This is a genomic window from Corynebacterium sp. HMSC074H12, from assembly GCF_001813755.1.
Lineage (GTDB): Bacteria > Actinomycetota > Actinomycetes > Mycobacteriales > Mycobacteriaceae > Corynebacterium > Corynebacterium hiratae.
Genome location: NZ_KV813901.1, coordinates 1 through 21,937, shown reverse-complemented (window position 1 = coordinate 21,937; position 21,937 = coordinate 1). Strand labels below are relative to the sequence as shown.

19 protein-coding genes are annotated in these 21,937 nt (G+C 59.6%); all 19 read left to right on the top strand.

Annotated elements, in window-relative coordinates:
* Nucleotides 1-44: 44 nt before the first annotated feature.
* Complete coding sequence (locus HMPREF2932_RS04640) at nt 45-845, top strand: TrmH family RNA methyltransferase (protein WP_071409756.1); 801 nt, start codon at nt 45-47, stop codon at nt 843-845.
* A 97-nt stretch (nt 846-942) separates the two neighbouring features.
* Nucleotides 943-1,989: a phenylalanine--tRNA ligase subunit alpha gene (pheS, locus tag HMPREF2932_RS04635; RefSeq protein ID WP_046648529.1), complete on the top strand. Its 1,047-nt coding sequence runs from the start codon at nt 943-945 to the stop codon at nt 1,987-1,989.
* Between the two features lie 29 nt (nt 1,990-2,018).
* A complete protein-coding gene (gene pheT, locus HMPREF2932_RS04630; RefSeq protein ID WP_071409711.1) occupies nt 2,019-4,535 on the top strand; it encodes a phenylalanine--tRNA ligase subunit beta in 2,517 nt (838 codons plus the stop codon).
* Nucleotides 4,536-4,749: 214 nt separating this feature from the next.
* Complete coding sequence (locus tag HMPREF2932_RS04625; protein WP_071409710.1) at nt 4,750-5,202, top strand: hypothetical protein; 453 nt, start codon at nt 4,750-4,752, stop codon at nt 5,200-5,202.
* Nucleotides 5,203-5,303: 101 nt separating this feature from the next.
* Complete coding sequence (gene argC, locus HMPREF2932_RS04620) at nt 5,304-6,347, top strand: N-acetyl-gamma-glutamyl-phosphate reductase (RefSeq protein WP_071406739.1); 1,044 nt, start codon at nt 5,304-5,306, stop codon at nt 6,345-6,347.
* 76 nt (nt 6,348-6,423) lie between these two features.
* Nucleotides 6,424-7,581, top strand: a complete 1,158-nt coding sequence (gene argJ, locus HMPREF2932_RS04615; protein ID WP_070516968.1) for a bifunctional glutamate N-acetyltransferase/amino-acid acetyltransferase ArgJ — start codon at nt 6,424-6,426, stop codon at nt 7,579-7,581.
* Between the two features lie 17 nt (nt 7,582-7,598).
* Nucleotides 7,599-8,534, top strand: a complete 936-nt coding sequence (gene argB, locus HMPREF2932_RS04610; protein ID WP_070516970.1) for an acetylglutamate kinase — start codon at nt 7,599-7,601, stop codon at nt 8,532-8,534.
* A complete protein-coding gene (locus HMPREF2932_RS04605; protein WP_071409709.1) occupies nt 8,531-9,709 on the top strand; it encodes an acetylornithine transaminase in 1,179 nt (392 codons plus the stop codon). Before argB ends, HMPREF2932_RS04605 begins: the two co-directional genes overlap by 4 nt.
* On the top strand, nt 9,706-10,623 hold the full coding sequence (gene argF / locus HMPREF2932_RS04600) for an ornithine carbamoyltransferase (protein ID WP_070516974.1): 918 nt from the start codon (nt 9,706-9,708) through the stop codon (nt 10,621-10,623). The genes HMPREF2932_RS04605 and argF overlap by 4 nt, the downstream gene beginning before the upstream one ends.
* A gap of 4 nt (nt 10,624-10,627) precedes the next feature.
* A complete protein-coding gene (locus tag HMPREF2932_RS04595; RefSeq protein ID WP_046648521.1) occupies nt 10,628-11,113 on the top strand; it encodes an arginine repressor in 486 nt (161 codons plus the stop codon).
* A gap of 76 nt (nt 11,114-11,189) precedes the next feature.
* The gene (locus HMPREF2932_RS04590; protein WP_046648520.1) at nt 11,190-12,404 is read left to right on the top strand and encodes an argininosuccinate synthase; all 1,215 of its coding nucleotides are present in this window, start codon (nt 11,190-11,192) and stop codon (nt 12,402-12,404) included.
* A 32-nt stretch (nt 12,405-12,436) separates the two neighbouring features.
* Nucleotides 12,437-13,861, top strand: coding sequence for an argininosuccinate lyase (gene argH, locus HMPREF2932_RS04585; RefSeq protein WP_071409708.1), 1,425 nt, complete (start codon nt 12,437-12,439; stop codon nt 13,859-13,861).
* 217 nt (nt 13,862-14,078) lie between these two features.
* A complete protein-coding gene (locus HMPREF2932_RS04580; protein WP_071409707.1) occupies nt 14,079-15,632 on the top strand; it encodes an amino acid permease in 1,554 nt (517 codons plus the stop codon).
* Between the two features lie 14 nt (nt 15,633-15,646).
* Complete coding sequence (locus tag HMPREF2932_RS04575) at nt 15,647-16,684, top strand: ornithine cyclodeaminase (protein ID WP_049154619.1); 1,038 nt, start codon at nt 15,647-15,649, stop codon at nt 16,682-16,684.
* 90 nt (nt 16,685-16,774) lie between these two features.
* A complete protein-coding gene (locus tag HMPREF2932_RS04570; RefSeq protein WP_071409706.1) occupies nt 16,775-17,899 on the top strand; it encodes a hypothetical protein in 1,125 nt (374 codons plus the stop codon).
* 36 nt (nt 17,900-17,935) lie between these two features.
* Nucleotides 17,936-19,501 (top strand): vWA domain-containing protein, encoded by a 1,566-nt coding sequence (locus HMPREF2932_RS04565; RefSeq protein ID WP_049154614.1) that lies wholly within the window; start codon nt 17,936-17,938, stop codon nt 19,499-19,501.
* 35 nt (nt 19,502-19,536) lie between these two features.
* Nucleotides 19,537-20,130, top strand: a complete 594-nt coding sequence (locus tag HMPREF2932_RS04560; protein ID WP_046648514.1) for a hypothetical protein — start codon at nt 19,537-19,539, stop codon at nt 20,128-20,130.
* An 11-nt stretch (nt 20,131-20,141) separates the two neighbouring features.
* Entirely contained in the window at nt 20,142-20,321 is a 180-nt protein-coding gene (locus HMPREF2932_RS04555; RefSeq protein WP_049154615.1) for a Trm112 family protein, read from the top strand.
* 37 nt (nt 20,322-20,358) lie between these two features.
* Nucleotides 20,359-21,618, top strand: a complete 1,260-nt coding sequence (gene tyrS, locus HMPREF2932_RS04550) for a tyrosine--tRNA ligase (RefSeq protein WP_071409705.1) — start codon at nt 20,359-20,361, stop codon at nt 21,616-21,618.
* Nucleotides 21,619-21,937 lie beyond the last annotated feature (319 nt).

Below are 21,937 nucleotides of genomic sequence, written 5' to 3'. Positions count from 1 at the left end.
AGCGGGACTTTTCAATGTCTGGTTCGGTGGGTACCGTCAAATGCATGAATCTGGGTTTTTCCTCTGCCTTTACTGAACGCACGCCGCGCGTGGTTAATGCCGCCAAATTGCACCGGGCGGCCAGCCGCCGAAAGGCGGAGCGTTTCATCATTGAGGGCGAAAACGCCGTGGACGCGGCCGTGTCCACCGGTGCCGCTACGGATGTTTTCGTGACGGAGAAGGCCGCCGAGCGCTTTGCACACATTGTTCAAGCCTGCGGCTACATGGACGTGTATGTGCATCCCATTACGGATAAGGCGGCAAAGCACCTGTCTGACACCGCCACGAGCACCGGGCTCTTTGCCGTGTGCCGCCCAGTGCTGTGGACCGCCGGGAAGATTTTGGCCGGTAAGCCGAAGCTGGTGTCAGTTCCTGTCTTAACGGCGGAGCCGGGCAACGCGGGAACGCTGATCAGGACCTCGGATGCCATGGGCGCCGATGGCGTCATCTTTGCCGGGGAAACCGTGGATCCCTTGGGCTGTAAGGTAGCGCGCGCGTCGGCCGGATCACTTTTCCATGTGCCCGTAGCCCGAGACCCCAACATCAAGGATGTACTGGGCAAGCTGCGTTCCTCTGGTCTGCAAGTGTTGGCCACTGCAGCCGACGGCGAGGTGGACCTTGCCGATGCGGACCTGTCCCAGCCCACCGCGTGGCTTTTTGGCAATGAGGCGCACGGCCTGGGTGATTTGCAGGATGAGGCGGACATGCGTGTGCGTATCCCGATTCTTGGCCGAGCGGAATCTCTGAACCTTGCTACGGCCGCCAGCATTTGCCTCTATGAGTCTGCGAAGCAGCAGAGCAGCTAGCGCCTCCGATGTGCCAGGGTTGGTGGCCACAGAAGTCAGGCGGCACGGTAAGATAGCCCGCGTTAGTTTTTGTGCGAGAAGAAGGTAATCAAGGCACGTGTCCGATACACCTCAGATCGAATTGACCGAAGAGGCCCTCGAGGCCGCCGCGCAGAAGGCCATCGCCGCCTTCGAAGCTGCAACCAGCCTCGACGAGCTCACCTCCGCCCGTCGCGAGCACCTTGGTGATAGCGGCTATATCCCGCAGGCCCGCCAATCGCTCGGACAGCTGCCGAAGGACCAGCGCAAGGATGCTGGACGCGCAGTGAACATGGCCCGCGGCAAGGTGGAAAAGCGCTTTGCCCAGATTCGTGAAGTGCTGGAGCAGGAGGCCCGCGCCGCGCAGCTGAAGGCGGAGAAGGTCGATGTCACCGTCCCTACCACCCGCGCGCAGACCGGTGCCCTGCACCCCATCACAGCGCTGTCGGAGCGGATTGCGGACATCTTCGTGGGCATGGGTTGGGAAATCGCCGAAGGACCAGAGGTAGAGGCGGAGTACTTTAACTTCGACGCTCTGAACTTCAAGCCCGACCATCCGGCCCGCACCTTGCAGGACACGTTCCACGTGGGCAAGGAAGGCTCCAAGCAGGTTCTGCGTACCCATACATCTCCGGTGCAGGTGCGCACGATGCTTGACCGCGATGTCCCGCTCTACATTGCCTGCCCGGGCCGTGTTTTCCGTACCGATGAGCTCGATGCCACCCACACTCCGGTCTTCCACCAAGTGGAAGGCCTTGCCGTGGACAAGGGGCTGACCATGGCCCACCTGCGCGGCACCTTGGAGCACTTGGCCAAGGTGCTCTTCGGCCCGGAGACTACCACCCGCATGCGCGTGAACTACTTCCCGTTCACCGAGCCCTCCGCCGAGGTTGATGTCTGGTTCCCCAACAAGAAGGGCGGCGCCGGCTGGATCGAGTGGGGCGGCTGCGGCATGGTCAACCCCAACGTCCTGCGTGCGGTGGGCATTGACCCCGAGGAATACACCGGTTTCGCTTTCGGCATGGGCCTCGAGCGCACCCTGCAGTTCCGCAATGGCCTGACCGATATGCGCGACATGGTCGAAGGCGATGTCCGCTTCACCCTGCCTTTTGGCGTGCAGGCATAGGAACCCAGAGAAAGGATAGAAAGAAAACAATGCTTATTTCCCAAGACTGGGTTACCCGCATCCTGGGCACTGCGAATTCCGGCTGGACCGTGTCCCCTGAGGAACTGGACTCTGGCTTTGTCCGCGTAGGTTTTGAAACCGAGGGCTACGAGGCCCTTCCGGAAACCACGGGCCCGCTGGTTATCGGTCAGGTTGTAGAGATCGAAGAGCTCACCCAGTTCAAGAAACCAATTCGCTATTGCCAGGTCAACGTTGGCCAGGCCAATGGGACGGGGGAGCTGCAGGGCATTATCTGCGGCGCCCGCAACTTCCGCCTCAACGACTACGTCGTGGTCTCCCTTCCGGGTGCTGAGCTGCCGGGAGGATTCAAGATTGCCGCCCGCGAGACCTACGACCATATCTCCAACGGAATGATGTGCTCCGCAGCTGAGCTGTGCTTCGGCCCCAAGGCAGACGGCATCATCGTGCTAGGGGAGGAGGTTGCCGACAAGATTGGTGAGGATGCCCGCCCCCTTATTGGGCTGTCCGATACCGTCTTCGACGTCAACATCACCCCGGATCGTGGCTATGCCTTGTCTGCGCGTGGCCTGACGCGTGAAATTGCCTCCGCATTTGATCTCACTTTCCCCGACGTGGCGCAGGATCCGAGCGTGGCTGGCATCGACACCTCCGTCGTGCCGGCTCCGGAGGGCACGCTTATCGACGTTGACCTGAGGGAGGAAACCAAGGCGCAGCGATTTGGTCTGCGCAAGGTGACCGGTATTGACCCGGCAGCGCGTACCCCGTTCTGGATGGAGCGCGAGCTCATGCTCTCCGGTCAGCGCGCCGTCAACGTGGCTACCGACGTCACGAACTACGTCATGCTGCTTCTGGGCGCGCCGATGCACGCCTTTGACGCCGACGTGATCAAGGGCAACCTCGTTGTGCGCAATGCCAACGAGGGCGAGAAGTTCGAGACCCTCGACCATGTCAAGCGGGAGCTTTCGGAGGGCGACGTGGTCATCTGCGATGACAACGGTATCCAATCCTTGGCGGGCGTCATGGGTGGCACCACCTCCGAGATTTCTGACGAGACGACTGATGTCTACTTCGAGTCGGCCATTTGGGATCCGATCACCGTGGCCCGCACATCCCGCCGCCACAAGCTCTCCTCGGAGGCTTCTCGCCGTTTCGAGCGCGGAGTAGATCCGGCCATCGTTGAGGTAGCGCTGGACGTGGCGTGCGTGCTGCTTCAGCAGATCGCCGGCGGCACTATCGAGGCTGGGCGGACGCTTGTGGGCGACGTCGCTAAGCGCGAACCCATCTCCCTTCGCGCTGCCAAGCCCAGCGAGTACGCCGGCGTGGACTACTCCCAGGAGACCGTGGTGAAGCGCCTCACGGAGGTCGGCTGCGAGGTGTCTGGCGGGGAGGAGGAGCTCTCCGTCATCCCCGCCTCTTGGCGCACGGACATCGAAATGGACGTTGATCTCATCGAGGAGATCCTGCGTCTGGAAGGGCTGGAAGACATTCCGACCATCCTGCCCACCCCGGTGGGCGGTCGCGGCCTAACTCCGGCGCAGAAGCGTCGCCGTGCGATCGGACATGGGTTGGCCTATGCGGGCTACGCCGAGGTTCTCCCGTCGCCATTCATCGCGAACGACACCTTTGATACCTGGGGCTTGGACAAGGAGGATGCGCGCCGCCAGACCGTGGCCGTGCAGAATCCGCTCGAGTCAGACAAGGCGATCCTGTCCACGACGTTGCTGCCCAATCTCCTTGAGGCTATCGCCCGCAACGTTGCCCGTGGCCGTAGTGATCTAGCCCTGTTCGGTCTCCAGCAGGTGGCCTTCAAGCGCGCTGATGCTTCCCCCATGCCATCGGTGGAGTCCCGTCCGGAGGATGCCATAGTCACTGACCTCCTCGAGTCCCTGCCGCTCCAGCCGCTGCACGTAGCCACGGTTGCTACCGGAAACATTGAACACGAAGGGCCGTGGGGAGCGGGCCGCGCCTACAGCTACGCGGATGCTATTGAGTCTGCGCGCCAGGTTGCTCGCTCCGCTGGCGTGGACATCGCAGTGAAGGCAGCTGAGCAGCTACCGTGGCACCCGGGTCGCTGTGCTGCAATCGTCCTCGCAAGCGATGAGGAGACGGTCGTCGGCTACGCGGGTGAGTTGCACCCGCAGGTCCTTGAGGCCTTGGAGCTGCCAGCACGCACGTGTGCGATGGAGCTCGATGTGTCAGCCCTGCCGCTGGATGAGAAGTTCCCCGCCCCCGTGCTGTCCTCCTTCCCGGCTTTGCACCAGGACATCGCCTTGGTGGTGGACGAGGAAACCCCGGCGGAGACGGTTCGCCGTGTGGTCGAGGAGGGTGCTGGTGATCTCCTCGAGTCCGTGGAGCTTTTCGATGTCTTCCGTGGCGAGCAGCTCGGCGAAGGAAAGAAGTCCCTAGCCTTCCAGCTTCTCTTCCGTGCTGGTGACCGCACTCTGACTGATGAAGAGGCCAACGAGCACCGCCTCGCTGCTGCGGAGTTGGCCAAGCAGCGCCTTGGCGCACAGATGCGCGCCTAAGACTCTGTTGCTTCGCTAGTGCTTTAAGCCCGGTTAGCCCTGTGGGAGGTTAGCCGGGCTTTTGTTTAGCCGGGTTTGCGCGCGTTGGGGCAGGTGCTGATGTGGGGAGAGATCCCCTAGCGCTGGAAGGGGTGTGCTCTGCCTCATAACCTCAAGGGTGCAGCAAAGGTGCTGAGTTTCCAGACCAAGCCACACCGAAAGGATTGTTCACACCATGCGTCTTATTTCTCGTCTCACAGCCACCGCCGCCGTTGTCGGCGCACTGACCATCGCCCCACACGCCTCCGCTGACTTGTCCCAAGGTTTCTCCAACGCCGATGGCACCGTCAACTGTGAAGCTTCGAACATCGAAGGAACCTACGTCGCGTGCCTGTCCGAAGGGGCACGGGCCTCTAGCCCGCAGTGCAACCCGCCGGGCCGGTTGGCGCCGCGCTTTTTCTACCACGCAGGTCGCTCCAAGGCTGACTGCTTCAACCAGGGGCTGACAACCACGAGCTTCAAGCGCCTGCAGCCCGGCCAGGTTCACCAGTTCAATGAGGTTGTAGCCATCGCGGATGCCCAGGGCGGTATCCACTTCGTCGGCCCGCATGGCTACCTAGGCTATGCAGGAAAGACCGCCGTATCGGGTGCGGAGGGACTGGGGAACGTCTCGTCCCGCGTCATGTAAACCTTCCTGAACCCTACTTTTCCTCACCTGTGCGCCGAGCTCTTCGGCGCATTTTTTCTGAATAACATACGGCGGAATGCATTATTTGCTAGAGTAGCTGCATGACTATTTCAGTAGCAATCGCCGGAGCTACGGGCTATGCAGGTGGCGAAATCCTCCGTCTCTTGCTGTCGCACCCAGCGTACCTCTCCGGGGAGTTGCGCATCGGCGCGCTCACCGGGCACTCCAACGCAGGTCAGCGAGTATCTGAGCTCATGCCGCACCTGCCGCAACTGGCGGACCGCGTCATCGAGGACACCACGCCGGAGATTCTAGCTGGCCATGACATCGTTTTCCTCGGTTTGCCGCACGGGCACTCCGCGGAGATCGGCCGCCAGCTGGGGGAGTCCGTCACGGTGATTGACTGCGCAGCTGACTTCCGCTTGCGTAGCAAGGAAGACTGGGACGCGTTTTATGGTGGTGAGTACGCCGGTGCTTGGCCTTATGGAATCCCGGAGGTTCCCGGCAATCGTGAGGAGCTTAAAGGTAGCAACCGCGTTGCCGTACCGGGGTGCTTTCCCACCACGATTACCCTGGGTGCGCTGCCGGCCGTAGCGCAGGATCTGATTGAGCCAGATCTGTCGGTGATAGCAATCACCGGGGTGTCCGGGGCAGGCAAGAAGGCCTCCGTGGCGCAGCTAGGTGCGGAAACTATGGGCAACCTCAAAGCCTATAAGCCAGGCGGGACACACCGGCATACCCCGGAGGTCCTGCAAAACCTACAGCCTTTTACGCAGCAACCGGTGTCTGTGAGTTTCACTCCGGTGCTGGCGCCGCTGCCTCGTGGCATTCTGGCGACGATTACGGCGCCGTTGAAGGGGGGCGTCGACAAGCGCACAGTCGCCGAGGCCTTCCGTGACTTTTATGCTGATGAACCATTCTGCCTCGTCCTGCCTGAGGGCCAACAGCCAGAAACGCAAAACGTGGTGGGCAGCAACATGGTCCATATCCAAGCACACGTGGATGAGCGCGCCCGCCGTCTCGTGATTACCGCGGCTCTGGACAACCTGTGCAAGGGCACCGCCGGCGCTGCTGTCCAGTGCATGAACCTGACTTTGGGATGGGAAGAAACCCTGGGCCTTCCACAGGCAGCAGTTGCCCCTTAAGGGGCACCCCTACTTTCCCAAGCGTTCCGCGCCGCCTTCCTCAACTCACTTCCACACGAACTAGGAGAAACTCGACATGATTACCGCCCCTGCAGGATTCCTGGCTGGCGCCACGACAGCCGGAATCAAGCCCTCCGGAAAACCCGACATGGCCCTCGTGGTTAACCAGGGTCCTAATTTCGACGCCGCTGCGGTCTTCACGCGCAACCGCGTGGTGGCCGCACCCGTAAAGCTTTCCCGCGAAGCAGTTGCGGACGGCACTGTTCAGGCCGTCATTTATAACTCCGGCAACGCGAATGCCTGCAACGGCGAACAAGGAGACAAGGATGCCGCGGCGATTGTGGAAGCCACCGCTGAGCACACGGGTATCCCTGCCGCCAACATCGCGGCGTGCTCGACGGGACTGATTGGAGAGCTCCTTCCCATGGATAAGGCATTGGCTGGCGTCGAAGTGGTTGTCGGAGATCTTGGCGCGGATGCAGCTCACGGTAAGGCCGCGGCCGAGGCCATCATGACCACCGATACCGTCGCTAAAGAAGCACTCATTGAGGCCGAGGGCTGGAGCATGGGTGCGATGGGCAAGGGCGTAGGCATGATGGCGCCGTCACTGGCCACCATGCTGGTGTGCATCACCACCGACGCTGTTGCCTCCTCTGAGGCCTTGCACTCGGCGCTGCAGGCAGCGAGCGATCAAACTTTCAATACGCTCGATGTGGACGGCTCTACATCGACGAATGACACGGTCATCATCATGGCTTCCGGCGCTTCCGGGGTGGAGCCTAGCCAGGAGGAGCTGGACGCTGCGGTTCTCGCGGTGTGCGCCGATATCGCGGATCAGCTCCAAGCAGACGCCGAGGGCGTGACCAAGCGCGTGAAGATCATCGTGGAAGGCACCGCTACTGATGAGCAGGCGCTCAACGCCGCGCGCACTCTGGGCCGCGACAACCTCTTCAAGTGCGCCATGTTCGGATCGGACCCGAACTGGGGCCGCGTGCTCGCCGCCGTAGGAATGGCGGATGCCGAGATGGATCCGGACAACATCTCCGTGTTTTTCAATGACCAAGCCGTATGCGTCGGTTCCACTGGCGCGCCCGGCGCGCGCGACGTGGATCTCTCCGGGGCCGATATTGATGTGCGCGTTGACTTGGGTACAGGGGGAGCCGGTACCGCTTTTGTCCGCACCACCGACCTGTCCCATGACTACGTGGAGATCAACTCCGCGTACAGCTCCTAAAGGAACAAGGAGGAAAAATGCTTCAGGGACTTAGCAATGCGGACCGCGCCACTGTGCTCGCAGAGGCCTTGCCGTGGCTGCAGCACTACCGCGACAAGATTGTCGTCGTAAAGTATGGCGGCAACGCGATGGTGGATGATTCCCTCAAGGCCGCCTTCGCTGCTGACATGGTTTTTCTGCGCACCGTGGGTGCCAAGCCCGTCGTTGTCCACGGCGGTGGCCCGCAGATCAACGAGATGCTGGGCAGGCTGGGAATCGAGGGGGAATTCAAGGGCGGTTTCCGCGTGACTACTCCGGAGATCATGGATGTGGTTCGCATGGTTCTCTTTGGCCAAGTGGGGCGCGGCCTGGTCAACCTCATTAACTCTCATGGGCCATATGCTGTTGGGACCTCAGGCGAGGATGCTGGGTTGTTCAAGGCGCGCAAGCGGCTTGTCCAGGTCAATGGTGAGCCGACAGATATCGGCATGGTGGGAGAGATTGTCAGCGTGGATCCCACAGCGGTCATGGACATCATCGAGGCCGGGCGCATCCCGGTGGTATCCACCATCGCGCCTGGTAACGATGGCGAGGTGTACAACATCAACGCGGATATCGCGGCCGGGGCCCTAGCGCGAGCGTTGGGCGCCGAGCGCTTGGTGATTCTCACGAATGTGGAGGGCCTGTACACCGATTGGCCGAACCGCGACTCCTTGGTGTCGAAGATCGAGATTGACAAGCTCAGCGCGCTCCTCCCAGGCCTGGATTCCGGAATGATCCCGAAGATGGAGTCCTGCCTCATGGCCGTCGAGGGCGGGGTTAGCGCCGCGCACGTCATCGACGGGCGCATCGCCCACGCCGTGCTGCTGGAGCTGCTGACTATGGGAGGAATCGGCACGATGGTGCTGCCCAATGACTATAACCGCGAGGACTACCCTGAGGGAACGGTCTTCAGGAAGGACGATAACAAGTGACCGCGCAGACCAAGTTGACAGAGCGTTGGGGTCAGGTGCTCAGCAACACCTATGGAACCCCACCCGTGGCCATCGTGGCCGGCAGGGGAGCCACCGTCACCGATGAAGACGGAAAAAACTATATCGACATGCTCGCTGGTATCGCGGTGAATTCTTTAGGCTATGCCCACCCGACAATCGTCGAAGCGGTGAGCACCCAGGTCGCTACCGTGGGTCACGTGTCAAACCTTTTTGCCAGTAAGCCCGTGGTTGAGACCGCCGGGAAACTCCTGGACAAGGTGGGGGATAGCGAGGCCCGCGTCTTCTTCTCTAACTCTGGCGCGGAAGCTAATGAGGCGGCCTTTAAACTGGCTCGTCTGACCGGCCGTCGCCGCGTCCTTGCAGCGCACCATGGTTTCCATGGCCGGACAATGGGTTCTTTGGCCATGACTGGGCAGCCCAGCAAACGCAAAGCCTTTGAACCTTTCCCGGGCGGAGTGGAGTTTTATACCTATGGCGACATCGACTACCTGACCGCTTTGGTGGAGCAAGATCCGGAGGACACCGCCTCCATTATCTTGGAGCCCATCCAGGGGGAGACGGGTGTCATCCCGGCACCTGAAGGTTTCCTGACGGCGGTGCGTGAGCTCTGCACCAAGCACGGCATCCTCATGGTCGTGGATGAGGTGCAAACGGGTGTGGGGCGTACCGGTGACTTCTTCGCCTTCCAGCATGAAGGCATCCTCCCGGATGTCATCACCATGGCGAAGGGGCTGGGTGCTGGCATGCCTATCGGTGCCACCATTGCGCGTGGTCAGGCCGCAGACCTTTTCACTCCGGGCTCCCACGGCACGACGTTTGGCGGCAATCCTGTCTCGTGTGCGGCGGCGTCAACGGTGCTGGAGCTTGTCGACGTCCCCTTCCTCGCCGAAGTCACCCGCAAGGGCGAGTGGTTGCGGCAGGAGATTGGTAAATCCCCTGCGGTGCAGTCGGTGAGGGGCCGAGGGCTTATGCTAGGTGTTGTATTAAATAAGTCGGTGGCCAAGGAAGTCGTGGCTGCAGGTTTGCAGCATGGACTAATCCTCAACGCCCCAAGTAGCGAGGTCGTACGCTTGACCCCGCCGCTGGTGATCACCGATGAAGAACTCACCCAGGCGGTGGAACGCCTGCATAAGGTACTGGAGGAAGTTGCATGAGTGTGCGCCATTTCTTGGCCGATGATGACCTCACGCCGCAGGAGCAAGCCGAGGTTCTCGACCTGGCTCTAAGGCTCAAGAAGAATCCCTTCTCCGAGCGCCCGTTAGAGGGGCCGAAGTCGGTGGCTGTGCTCTTTGATAAGACGTCGACGCGCACGCGTTTCTCCTTCGAGGCGGGAATTGCTCACCTGGGCGGCCACGCCATCGTGACGGAAACTAAGTCGACGCAGATGGGCAAAGGGGAGACCTACCAGGACACCGCAGCGGTGCTCTCCCGTTTCGTTGAGGCGATCGTGTGGCGCACATATGCGCATCAAAACCTTCTGGACATGGCGGAGACTGCGACGGTACCAATTGTCAACGCCTTGTCCGATGACCTCCATCCCTGCCAGATCTTGGCGGACTTGGTGACCTGCCATGAGAACTTCGGGGGCCTTACTGGACTGAAGGCCGTCTACCTAGGGGATGGCAACAACAACATGGCAAATTCCTACATGCTGGGGTTTGCTACCGCTGGCGTGGAGATGACCATTGTTGCCCCGGAGGGTTTCCAGCCGCAGGCGGAGTTTGTTGAGCGTGCCCGAAAGCGCGGTACGGTGACGGTGACCGATTCCCTTGACGGCGTGGACGGCGCTGATGTTGTCATTACAGACACGTGGGTGTCCATGGGCCAGGAGAATGACGGCAAGGACCGCCGCACACCGTTCTTGCCCTATCAGGTGACCGCGGATGTGATGTCCCGCGCTAAGGACGAGGCAATCTTCCTGCACTGTTTGCCGGCCTACCGCGGTAACGAAGTAACTGCTGAGGTAATTGATGGGCCCCAGTCGCGCGTTTTCGACGAGGCAGAAAACCGCCTCCATGCGCAGAAGGCGCTGCTGGTCTGGCTCCTTGCGGCTCAAAAGGAGAACTAAACGAATGACTACGACCCCAACTACACGCAACGCCCGCCAAGCCAAGATCTTGGAGATCTTGGATCGCACCCGGGTCACCAGCCAAGTTCAGCTCTCAGAGCTCCTGCTCGATGAGGGGATTGATATCACGCAGGCTACGTTGTCGCGTGATCTCGATGAGCTGGGAGCCAAGAAGGTCAAGCGCGATGGCGGGCGGTCCTTCTACGTGGTGGGCGGTGAGTTGGAGCAATTCGAAGATCAGCTCAACGGCCCGCGAGAGAAGCTCCGGCGCATGCTTGATGAACTGGTGGTGTCCCATGACTTCTCTGGCAACATCGCCATGCTGCGCACCCCGGCGGGCGCTGCGCAGTACTTGGCCTCCTTCATCGACCGCGTGGGACTTCCAGACGTGGTCGGCTGTATCGCGGGCGATGACACGATCTTCGTCCTCGCGCGCGAAGGGTTGACCGGCCGCGAGCTTGGTGAGAAACTCACCAACCGCAGCATTTAACATTTATACGTAAGTCTGTATAATATAAATAAGTTCGATTTTTTAGCACCTGTTTGTCTTAAAGGAGCAAATTACTATGACTGCACGCGTTGTGCTTGCCTACTCTGGCGGTCTCGATACCTCTGTCGCCATTCCTTACCTGGCCAAGATGACCGGCGGCGAAGTCATCGCCGTCTCTCTTGACCTCGGCCAGGGTGGCGAGGACATGGAGTCCGTGCGCCAGCGCGCCCTCGACTGCGGTGCGGTCGAGTCCATCGTCGTTGATGCCAAGGATGAGTTCGCAGAAGAGTACTGCCTGCCCACCATCAAGGCAAACGGCATGTACATGAAGCAGTACCCGCTGGTATCGGCCATCTCCCGCCCGCTCATTGTCAAGCACCTCGTTGAGGCTGCTCAGACACACGGCGGCACCCACGTCTCCCACGGTTGCACCGGCAAGGGTAACGATCAGGTGCGCTTTGAGGTCTCTTTCCGCGCGTTGGATCCGGCTCTGGAGATCATCGCCCCGGCGCGTGACTACGCCTGGACCCGAGATAAGGCTATCGCCTTCGCCGAGGAAATTAACCTTCCCATCGAGCAGTCCGCAGCATCCCCGTTCTCCATTGACCAGAACGTCTGGGGCCGCGCGGTAGAGACCGGCTTCCTAGAGGACCTGTGGAACCCGCCGACAAAGGACCTGTACGCCTACACCGAGCAGCCGGACCTGGGCAATGCCCCGGACGAGGTGACCATCACTTTTGACAAGGGTGTTCCCACTGCTATTGACGGCAAGCCGGTGACCGTCCTCCAGGCTATCGAGGAGCTTAACCGCCGCGCTGGTGCCCAGGGCATTGGCCGCCTCGACATGGTGGAGGACCGCTTGGTAGGCATCAAGTCTCGCGAGGTCTACGAGGCCCCTGGTGCCATGGTGCTCATCAAGGCTCACGAGGCGCTGGAAGACGTCACCGTGGAACGCGAGCTGGCCCGTTACAAGCGCCTCACGGACGCTCGCTGGTCCGAGGAGGTCTACGATGGCCTCTGGTTCTCGCCGCTGAAGCGCTCCCTGGATGCTTTCACCGAGTCCACCCAGGAGAACGTCACCGGCGATATCCGCATGGTTCTGCATGCTGGCACCGCCACCGTCAACGGCCGTCGCTCTGGCCAGTCGCTGTACTCCTTCGACCTGGCTACCTACGACACCGGTGATACCTTCGATCAGACCGCGGCCAAGGGCTTTGTCCAGCTGCACGGCCTGTCGACGCAGATCTCCAACCAGCGTGACCGCGACGGCGGTTTCCCCACCGGTAAGTAAACCAGCACAGCCAAGGTCAAGGTAAGGAATCGATGCACAAGACTAACGAGGGTGCGCTGTGGGGTGGCCGCTTTTCGGGCGGCCCCTCCGAGGCGATGTTTGCCCTGTCCGTATCCACCCACTTCGACTGGGTCCTCGCCCCCTATGACGTGCTGGCCTCCAAGGCTCACGCCAAGGTACTGCACAAGGCCGGATTGCTATCCGACGCTGACTTGGACACCATGCTTAACGGCCTGAGTGAACTAGGGGAGAAGGTCGCTTCTGGTGAATTCACCCCGCTTCCGACGGACGAGGATGTCCACGGTGCGATGGAGCGCGGCCTCATCGACATCGTAGGCCCTGAGGTTGGCGGCCGCCTGCGCGCTGGGCGCTCCCGCAATGACCAGGTGGCGACGCTGTTCCGGATGTGGATTCGCGATGCCATTCGCGATATCGCACTTCAGGTCACGGATTTGGTGGAGGCTCTGGCCAGCCAGGCTGAGGCCCACCCGGATGCCATTATGCCGGGCAAGACCCACTCCCAGGCGGCGCAGCCGGTGCTGCTGGCACACGAGCTGCTCGCTCATGCCCAGCCGCTGCTGCGCGATATCGAGCGCCTGCAAGATCTCGATAAGCGCTTGGCGGTGTCCCCTTATGGTTCTGGTGCGCTTGCGGGTTCCTCGCTGCACCTGGATCCGGAGGCGATTGCCGAGGAGCTGGGCTTCGATTCTTCCGCGGAGAACTCGCTGGACGGTACGGCGGCACGTGACTTCGCCTCCGAGACGGCCTTCGTGCTCACCCAGATCGCGGTGGACATGTCCCGGCTGTCGGAAGAGATCATCTACTGGTGCACCCCGGAGTACGGCTACGTCACCCTGGATGATGCCTGGTCGACTGGTTCCTCGATCATGCCGCAGAAGAAGAACCCGGACGTTCCGGAGCTGACCCGCGGTAAGACCGGCCGACTCATCGGTAACCTCACCGGCCTGTTGGCAACGCTCAAGGCGCAGCCTTTGGCCTATAACCGAGACCTGCAGGAGGATAAGGAGCCCATCGTGGACTCGGTGGCGCAGCTGAACCTCTTGCTGCCTGCCATGACTGGGCTGGTGGAAACCCTGACCTTCCATGAAGACCGCATGCGTGAGCTGGCCCCGCGTGGCTTTACTTTGGCCACCGACCTGGCCGAATGGATGGTGCGCCAGGGTGTGCCGTTCCGTGAGGCGCATGAGGCTTCCGGTGCCTGTGTGCAGATCGCGGAGTCTCGCGGTGTGGATCTGGTGGATCTTACGGATGAGGAACTGGCGGGCGTCGACAAGCGCCTGCTTCCGGAAGTTCGTGAGGTGCTGACCATCGATGGGGCAGTGGCATCCCGCTCCACCAAGGGCGGAACCGCTGGCGTTCGCGTGGTGGAGCAGCGTGACAAGGTTCGCGAGCGCGCTGGCGCCGCGCGGGAGTGGGCCAAAACTTCCCTGCGCTAGTCCGCACAGAGAATGAATAACCGCATGGTCTTTTCAGACCATGCGGTTCTTTTGTGTGTGTGGGGGTAGAAAACAAATCTATTACTACTGGGCATCGATGTGCTGGGTTGCACTGTGGGGGTATTGAAGTGACGGAAGTCTCATTAGGTTGTTATAACGTTTTCTTAGGGAATGTGAAGAAAGGCACGTTCGCAACTTTGAAAGGACTACCTTCCTAATGGCTGATACACTTCGCCCGCCCAACACGGAGTCTCACGAGAAGGAGAAAGCGGTCTATGCTTCGGAAGACCACGGACTTCAGAAGGGGATGGGCAATCGCCAGCTCCAGATGATTGCCATCGGCTCTGCGATCGGTACCGGTTTGTTGCTCGGTACCGGCAGCCGTTTGCAAACCGCTGGACCATTTCTCGCAGTTTTGTATTTGGTCTGCGGTTTCTTCGGTTACATTATCTTGCGCTCGCTCGGCGAACTCATCGTCTACCGCCCAAGTTCGGGTTCTTTCGTGTCCTATGCGCGTGAGTTTTACGGCGAAAAGACTGCCTTCGTTACCGGATGGCTCTACTGGGGCAACTGGGCTGCGACCCTGGTGGCCGACGGCACAGCCGTGGCCATCTACATCAAGTGGTTTGGTCAGTACACCTCCTGGCTCGACGCTGTCCCGCAATGGTTACTTGCTCTCGGCGTAGTGTGCAGCATCCTGTTGTTCAACATGTTGTCGGTGAAGATCTTCGGTGAACTGGAGTATTGGTTCTCCATGATCAAGATCATCGCGCTGTTGGTTTTCATGGTTGTGGCTATCGGCGTGGTGATTATGGGGCACCCGAATGGTGACCCCACGGGCTTTAGCCTGATTTCCGATGCCGGTGGCTGGCTTCCCAATGGCCTGCTTCCCGCCGTCATCGTCATCCAGGGTGTGGTCTTCGCCTACGCCGGTATCGAGCTGGTGGGCACCACCTCCGGTGAGACCAAGGACGTGGAGAAGCACATCCCACGCGCGGTCAACAGCGTCCTGTTCCGCATCGTGGTCTTCTACTTCGGTAGTGTGCTGCTGCTGACTCTGGTGCTGCCGTACACCAGCTACGTTGCGGAAGTATCGCCGTTCGTGACCTTCTTCGAATCCCTCGGCGCTGGTTATGCCGCACCGATCTTCCAGCTGGTTGTCATCACCGCGGCAATTTCCTCGCTAAACGCTGGACTGTATTCGACGGGCCGCATCATGTACAACATGTCTACTGCCGGCTCCGGGCCGAAGTTCGGCGCGCGTATGTCCAAGTCCGGTGTGCCCTATGGTGGCATCGTGATGGCCGCCTTCGTCGGCCTTGCCGGTGTGTTCCTCAACTATGTTGTGCCTGAAATGGCCTTCGAAATCGTGCTGAACTTGGCGGCGCTGGGCACACTGGCGTCGTGGGCTGCAGTGGCCTTGTCACACATCAAGTTCGTGCAGCTGGCCAAGAAGGGGCGCTATACCCGCCCGAACTACCGCTCGCCATTCGGCCAAGCTGGTGACTGGTCCGTTCTCGCTTTCATCGGCGTGGTCATCATCCTCATGGCTTTCGATTACCCCATCGGAACCTTCGCTTTGGCCTCAACGCTACTTCTCATCCCAGTGTTTGCGGCAATGTGGTTTGCCTGGCGTGAGCGGATCTACGCGATTGCGGCGGAGAGGAAGGCCAAGCACCTGCCGACCTCGCGCTTCCCGGCCGCACCGCAAACGGACCTTCACCCCAGGAACCGAAACGCACAGAACAGCAAGAACCAAGACAAGAACTAAGAATGGAGACTTTGATGAAGCCTGTAGTTAAGTTTGTTGATGTAGAGAATATGGCGCGCTGGATTCAGCGCGAAGGCGTCGAGAACATCATCACCGGGATGGTGGACTACCTTGAAGCCGACTACCGCGAATGGGAGCGCTTCGACAAGGTTGCGCGCGTTGCCTCCCACACCCCCTTTGGTGTTATCGAGCTCATGCCGACCTCCAATGGCAAGGAGTACTCCTTCAAATACGTTAACGGTCACCCGTCCAACCCCGCCCGCGGCTTTCAAACGGTTACTGCCTTCGGCGTGTTGGCAGACGTCGACAATGGATACCCCACCTTCGAAGCTGAAATGACGCTTCTTACTGCACTACGCACGGCCGCGACCTCCGCCATGGTGGCCAAGTACCTAGCCCGCAAGGATTCTAAGCGCATGGCCATGGTGGGTGCCGGCTCCCAGTCCGAGTTCCAGGCCCTTGCCTTCCGCGGAGTGATGGGAATCGATGACATTGCCATCTACGATATTGACCCTGAGGCCGTAGAGAAATTCCGACGCAATCTGGAACCGCTGGGCTTCAACATTACGGCCGTTTCGAGCGTTGACGAGGTCGTTGTGGGCGCGGATATCATTACCACCTGCACTGCGGACAAGGCTCAAAACCAGATTCTGGCCGAGCGCCACGTTGCACCGGGCGTGCACCTCAATGCCGTCGGTGGTGATTGCCCGGGCAAGACCGAGCTCGAAAGCTCCATCCTGGATAAATCCAAGGTCTTTGTTGAATTCCCAGAGCAGACACGCATCGAAGGAGAGATTCAGCAGAAGCCGGAGGACTTCCCGGTTGTCGAGTTCTATCAGGTACTCACCGGCCAGGCCACCGGGCGCGATAATGATGAGCAGATTACGCTCTTCGATGATGTCGGATTTGCCATCAATGATTTTTCTGCACTGCGCTACCTGCGTGATTCCGTCAAGGGTACAGATTTGGAATCCGAAATCGACATCATCGCGAACCCCGACGACCCGAAGGACCTTTTCTCGTTGGTCGCGAACGTACCTTCTCTTCTTTAACCAGAGCGCACGGAAAGGGGGGAGCCTGTTTCTCCCCTTACCCCGCCGCGAATCCAGCGGTGAGAAGAAAATCACTTTATGATTTAGAACATGAGCAGCTCATCATCGAAGAAGCGCACCAAGTCCTTCGTGATCGCCGCGGTTTTCCTTGCGCTCGCTGTGGTATCCGTCGTGATAGGGCGCGGAGGTAGTTCCCTTCCGAGCTTTGGCTTTTCCACAACTACGCACCACGTTAAGGGCGCCATTAGCCCGGAGCTGGAGGCTGTTTTTAAGGACCCGGCCACAACGAAGGCGATGGAAAAGCACAATATCGAACTCGAGCTCGATATCCTGCCGGCACGGAACTTCGTTGAAGGAAGCAGTAGCTTGGACAAAGATTATGACTTTGTGCTCGCGGATCCTAACGGCGCTACATGGACCTCCGATGTGCGCGATGCCCATCCGGAACTAGCCGGAAGGGATGACCTATCCCCGATGTTTTTTGGTAAGCCGCTGTTGGTGCTGGTACATAGCGAGCTTGTCGAGGACATGAGGGACCACGGCTTGGTTGCGGGATACGACAACCAGGCGGCTTTGGACATGGAGACGCTGGTGGAGATGTCCCAGAAAGACACTCGCTGGCGGGACATCAGTCCGTCCTTCGGCTCGCCGCGCGTGGTGGATGTGGCCGTGCCACAGGTGGACCAGTCCTTTGCCGCACTGCGCTATGCCCGGGTCGTACACACCGCGGCCGCGAACTATGCGGATAAGGACCTGGGCAGCGATAACAAGGAGAAGATCAACGCGCAGGCGGATGACATCATGCGCCGCCTCGTTGCTGATCAGGGGTATGGCGAAACCACTGATCAGGGCATCCTCGATGCTTTCCTCCGTGTGGATAAGGGCGAAATGCCTATGGTATTGACCACCGCGGAGCAGTACGTGTACCTAGAACGTGCGGGCAAGGACCTATCCGGCTATACGCTGTTGGCGTTGAAACCGGCGACGAAACTAAGCAGCATCGTTCTTCCACTCACTGAGGAGGGCGCATTGTTCGTCACAGCAATGAATGACGCAATCCCAGCAGTCGCGGAGAACCTTGGCTTGGGCTCGGAGAATTCGGACTTCATTGCCGATATTGAGCCTTCAGATAACTACCAGATCCCGGTGGATGGTGGCGATACCACCCCACTGCGGTGGGCGGATTATGAAGAGATTTTGCGAGTGGTTGGCTAAGGCCCCGCAAGGAAAGCATCAGGAAGGTACAAGGGAATGTTTCGGTCTTTAAAAGTCCTGCTCGTCATGCTGAGCGCCATGGCGCTGACGGCTTGTTCGGCAGGTGACTTGTTCGATGATGTGGATATGCCGGGTTCCGGCTCGTCCTTCAGCGGTGGCCTCAACATTGTGGCGGCCACGGAGCTTAAGCCTCTGGAGCCGGTGCTTGACGACGCCTCCCAGGACCTCGGCTTCGATATCACCATGACCACCGAGGATGGGACGCTGGCGAATTCCCGCAGCCTGAAACAAGGCGGTTTCGACGGATCCTATGATGCCACGTGGTTTGCCACCAATCGTTATGCGCGCATCATTGGTGCCGATGAGAAGCTGCGCAAAGAACACAGTGTGGCGCGATCCCCCGTGGTACTCGGTGTGCAGCCTTCCGTGGCTAAGGAAAAGGGCTGGACCACGAAGCAACCAACGTGGCAGGAGATTGCTGACTCGGGGATTACCTTCGGTATGACCGATCCTTCGACCTCAAACTCGGGCTTCTCCGCGCTATCGGCTGCGACCACTGCTTTCGCGGACACCGGGCGCGCGCTTACGGAGAAGGATATCCGCCAGGCCACGGGCAAGGTCCAGAAACTCTTCAGTAACCAGACTTTAACGTCGGGATCGTCGGGTTGGCTGGCTGATAGGTTCCGCGAGCATCCGGAGCAGGCCGACGCCATCCTTAACTATGAATCAGTGCTGTACCAGCTCAAGGATGAGGGCGTCGATCTTGAGGTGGTCATCCCCTCCGACGGCGTGATTTCGGCGGACTACCCTTTGTCGGCTCTCGCCAGCTCCCCGGACCAGGAGGCTGAAGGTAAGGTGCAGGCACTTGCCGAATGGTTTGCTGAACACCCAGAGAAGCTGAGGAGCTACCACCTGCGTGTGGACGATTCTGACATGCCCGGGACCATCTTCGAGCTGCCGTACCCGGCCAATGAACAAACCGTAAGCGCACTGGAGGATGCCTTTGCTCACGAGCTGCGTAACCCTGGCAACACGGCGCTGGTCTTGGATACCTCGGGCTCCATGGAGGGCGAGCGCATTGATTTGCTCAAGAATAGTCTGCGCCCGCTGATCGACGGCTCAGCTGACGGCTCTCCAGACGGCGAAGGCCAGGTAGCCTTCCGTAACCGTGAGCAGATCAAGCTCATCCCATATTCTTCTGAGCCGCAGCAGCCGACTCGCGCGCGAGTCGATTTGCAGAACCCGGCAACCACAAAAGAGCTTGCTGATCGCGTAGATCGACTCGTGGCGGATGGCGATACGGCGACGTTCGAGGCTGTGCTCAATGCCTTCAACGAGGTAGACACCAGCAGCGGCGAGATTGGGACCGTGGTGCTCATGACTGATGGCGAAGTGACGCGTGGGCGTACTTTTGCACAATTTAAGGAGGCCTATGAGCAGCTTCCCCCAGAGAAAAAGGAGATCCCGGTCTTTGTCATCTTGTATGGTGAAGCCAACATTCAAGAGATGGAGGAGCTTGCTCAGCTCACGGGCGGCAAGACATTCGATGCGCTCAACGGTGACCTCGCCGCGGCCTTCGAGGAAATCCGCGCTTACCAGTAAAAATCTCCACCTATCCCCAGGAGGACCTACACCTTATGAACACACTGAACTCGCGGAAGATCGTCGTCGGCGTTGCGGTAACGGCGCTCGTTATCGTCCTTCACGTGTTGACTGGTGGCGGTTTAGGTTTCTTGTGGCCACTGGTCGCGGTCTGCACAGGTGCGGCTGCGGGATTCGTGACGCCGCCAAAGCAGGAGAAAGCTATTGAGGCCCCCACCTCGGGTGCAGGTCAACTGATTAGCTCATTGGAGGGCGTCCGATACAACCTGAAGCAGTCCAAAGTGCCCGGACCTGTTAAGAAAGCGTGGGACTCGTTCGATGACTCGGCCGTGTGGGTCCTAGACAATTGGCACCGCCTCGACGATGCCCCACACCAGCAAGCCCTCGTGCGGGACATGATTGAAGAACACTCTAAGGAGCTGGTGAATTCTTACCTCGACGTCACGGACTTGAAGAATCCAGTGGCTGTCGAGGAAATGAGCGAATCGCTGGGGATCCTAGGCCGAGAGATGGGCGAGATTCGAGACGCCATTGCCCAAAACTCAGTACGCAACCTGCGCAACCATTCCATGGCTCTCAAACTCGAATACGGCGGGACCCTTCCATCCATCGAATCCAAGGAGGTGTAGGGTTAGCGGTTATGAGTCTCGATTCGAAGCTGCTCGACATCTTGGTATGTCCGCAGGATAAAGGTCCGCTGAACTATCTGGCCGAAGAACAGGTTTTGGTCAACGAACGCCTCGGCGTGGCCTATCCCATTGAGAACGACATTCCCGTCATGCTGGTAGACCACGCAGTACCGTGGCCACCCCAGAACTAATTCTGACAGCACCGAATCGACTTTCCAAGGAGCATTCATGAACATCATCGATGAGCTGCAGTGGCGCGGCCTCATTAACCAGTCCACCGACCTTGACGCACTGCGCGAGGCTTGCGAAGAGCCCATTACCTTGTACTGCGGTTTTGATCCAACCGGTGACTCCCTCCATGCTGGTCACCTCGTTCCGATGATTATGCTGCGCCGCTTCCAAAAAGCTGGCCACCACCCGATTGCTTTGGCCGGTGGCGCGACGGGCCAAATCGGTGACCCACGCGACGTAGGGGAGCGCACCATGCTGTCGCAGGAGACCATCAACGAGAACATGGTGGCTATCAAGAAACAGCTACGCCAGTTTGTTGACTTTGAGGGCGAGAACGCAGCCACCATGGTCAACAATGCTGACTGGACCTCGCAGATGACCGTCATTGATTTCCTGCGTGATGTCGGCAAGAACTTCTCGCTGAATACCATGTTGGACCGTGATACCGTCAAGCGCCGCTTGGAGTCCGACGGTATTTCCTACACCGAGTTCTCCTACATGCTCCTCCAGTCCAATGACTACGTTCACCTCAACGAGGAGTACGACTGCGTCCTGCAGATTGGCGGTGGCGATCAGTGGGGCAACATCGTGTCTGGCGTCGACCTCAATCGCCGCGTTAAGGGCGTCAAGGTTCACGGACTCACCGTCCCGTTGGTGACGGATGCCCAGGGGCAAAAGTTTGGCAAGTCTACCGGCGGCGGAAAGCTCTGGCTCGATCCGGAAAAGACGTCGCCTTACTCGTGGTACCAGTACTTCCTCAATGCCGGTGACTCCGTGGTTATTGACTACCTCCGGTGGTTTAGCTTCCTGTCGAAGGAAGAGATCGCTGAATACGAGGAGAAGGTTGCTAATGAACCTTTCCGTCGCGAGGCACAACGCCGTCTCGCCCAGGAGATGACCACGCTGGTCCACGGCGCGGAAGCCACCAAGGCTGTCGAACTTGCTGCTCAAGCGCTGTTCGGTAAAGCAGAGCTTGCTGACCTTGATGAGCAAACGCTGGCGGGTGCGCTTTCTGAAACCACCGTGGCCGAGGTGGCTGCCGGTGAACCGCGCTCCATCGTTGATCTGTTGGTTGCTTCTGGTCTGGCAGATTCTAAGGGTGCGGCTCGTCGCACCATCAAGGAAGGTGGCGCCTATGTCAATAACCAGCGTATTGAAGCCGATGACTGGGAGCCGGCGGACGAAGACTTGCTTCACGGTAAGTGGCTGGTGCTTCGTCGCGGTAAGAAGAACTTTGCCGGTGCCAAGCTGAACTAATTAGAGCTCTCGACTTCGCTAGATGACTGCATGCGAATCCCGTCGCCTTGTGCGGCGGGATTCGTCGTTTTCTGGGACAGTGCATCTACACCGGCGCCGAAGGTTAAGGAAAGTGCTGTTAACCTGGCGATTTGTTGAAGCTTGGGGCTGTGCGTATATTTATCGAAGTCGCCGCGAGACGCTGGTGACACGGAGATTAACTCCTAGTTGACAAGGGGCAAACTTGTTAGCTAGAGTATGAACTCCAGCCGCTCAGAGCAGAGGATAGATGAATTCGATGTGACGGGTGTGCGGATGATGTTTGAGAACTCAATAGTGT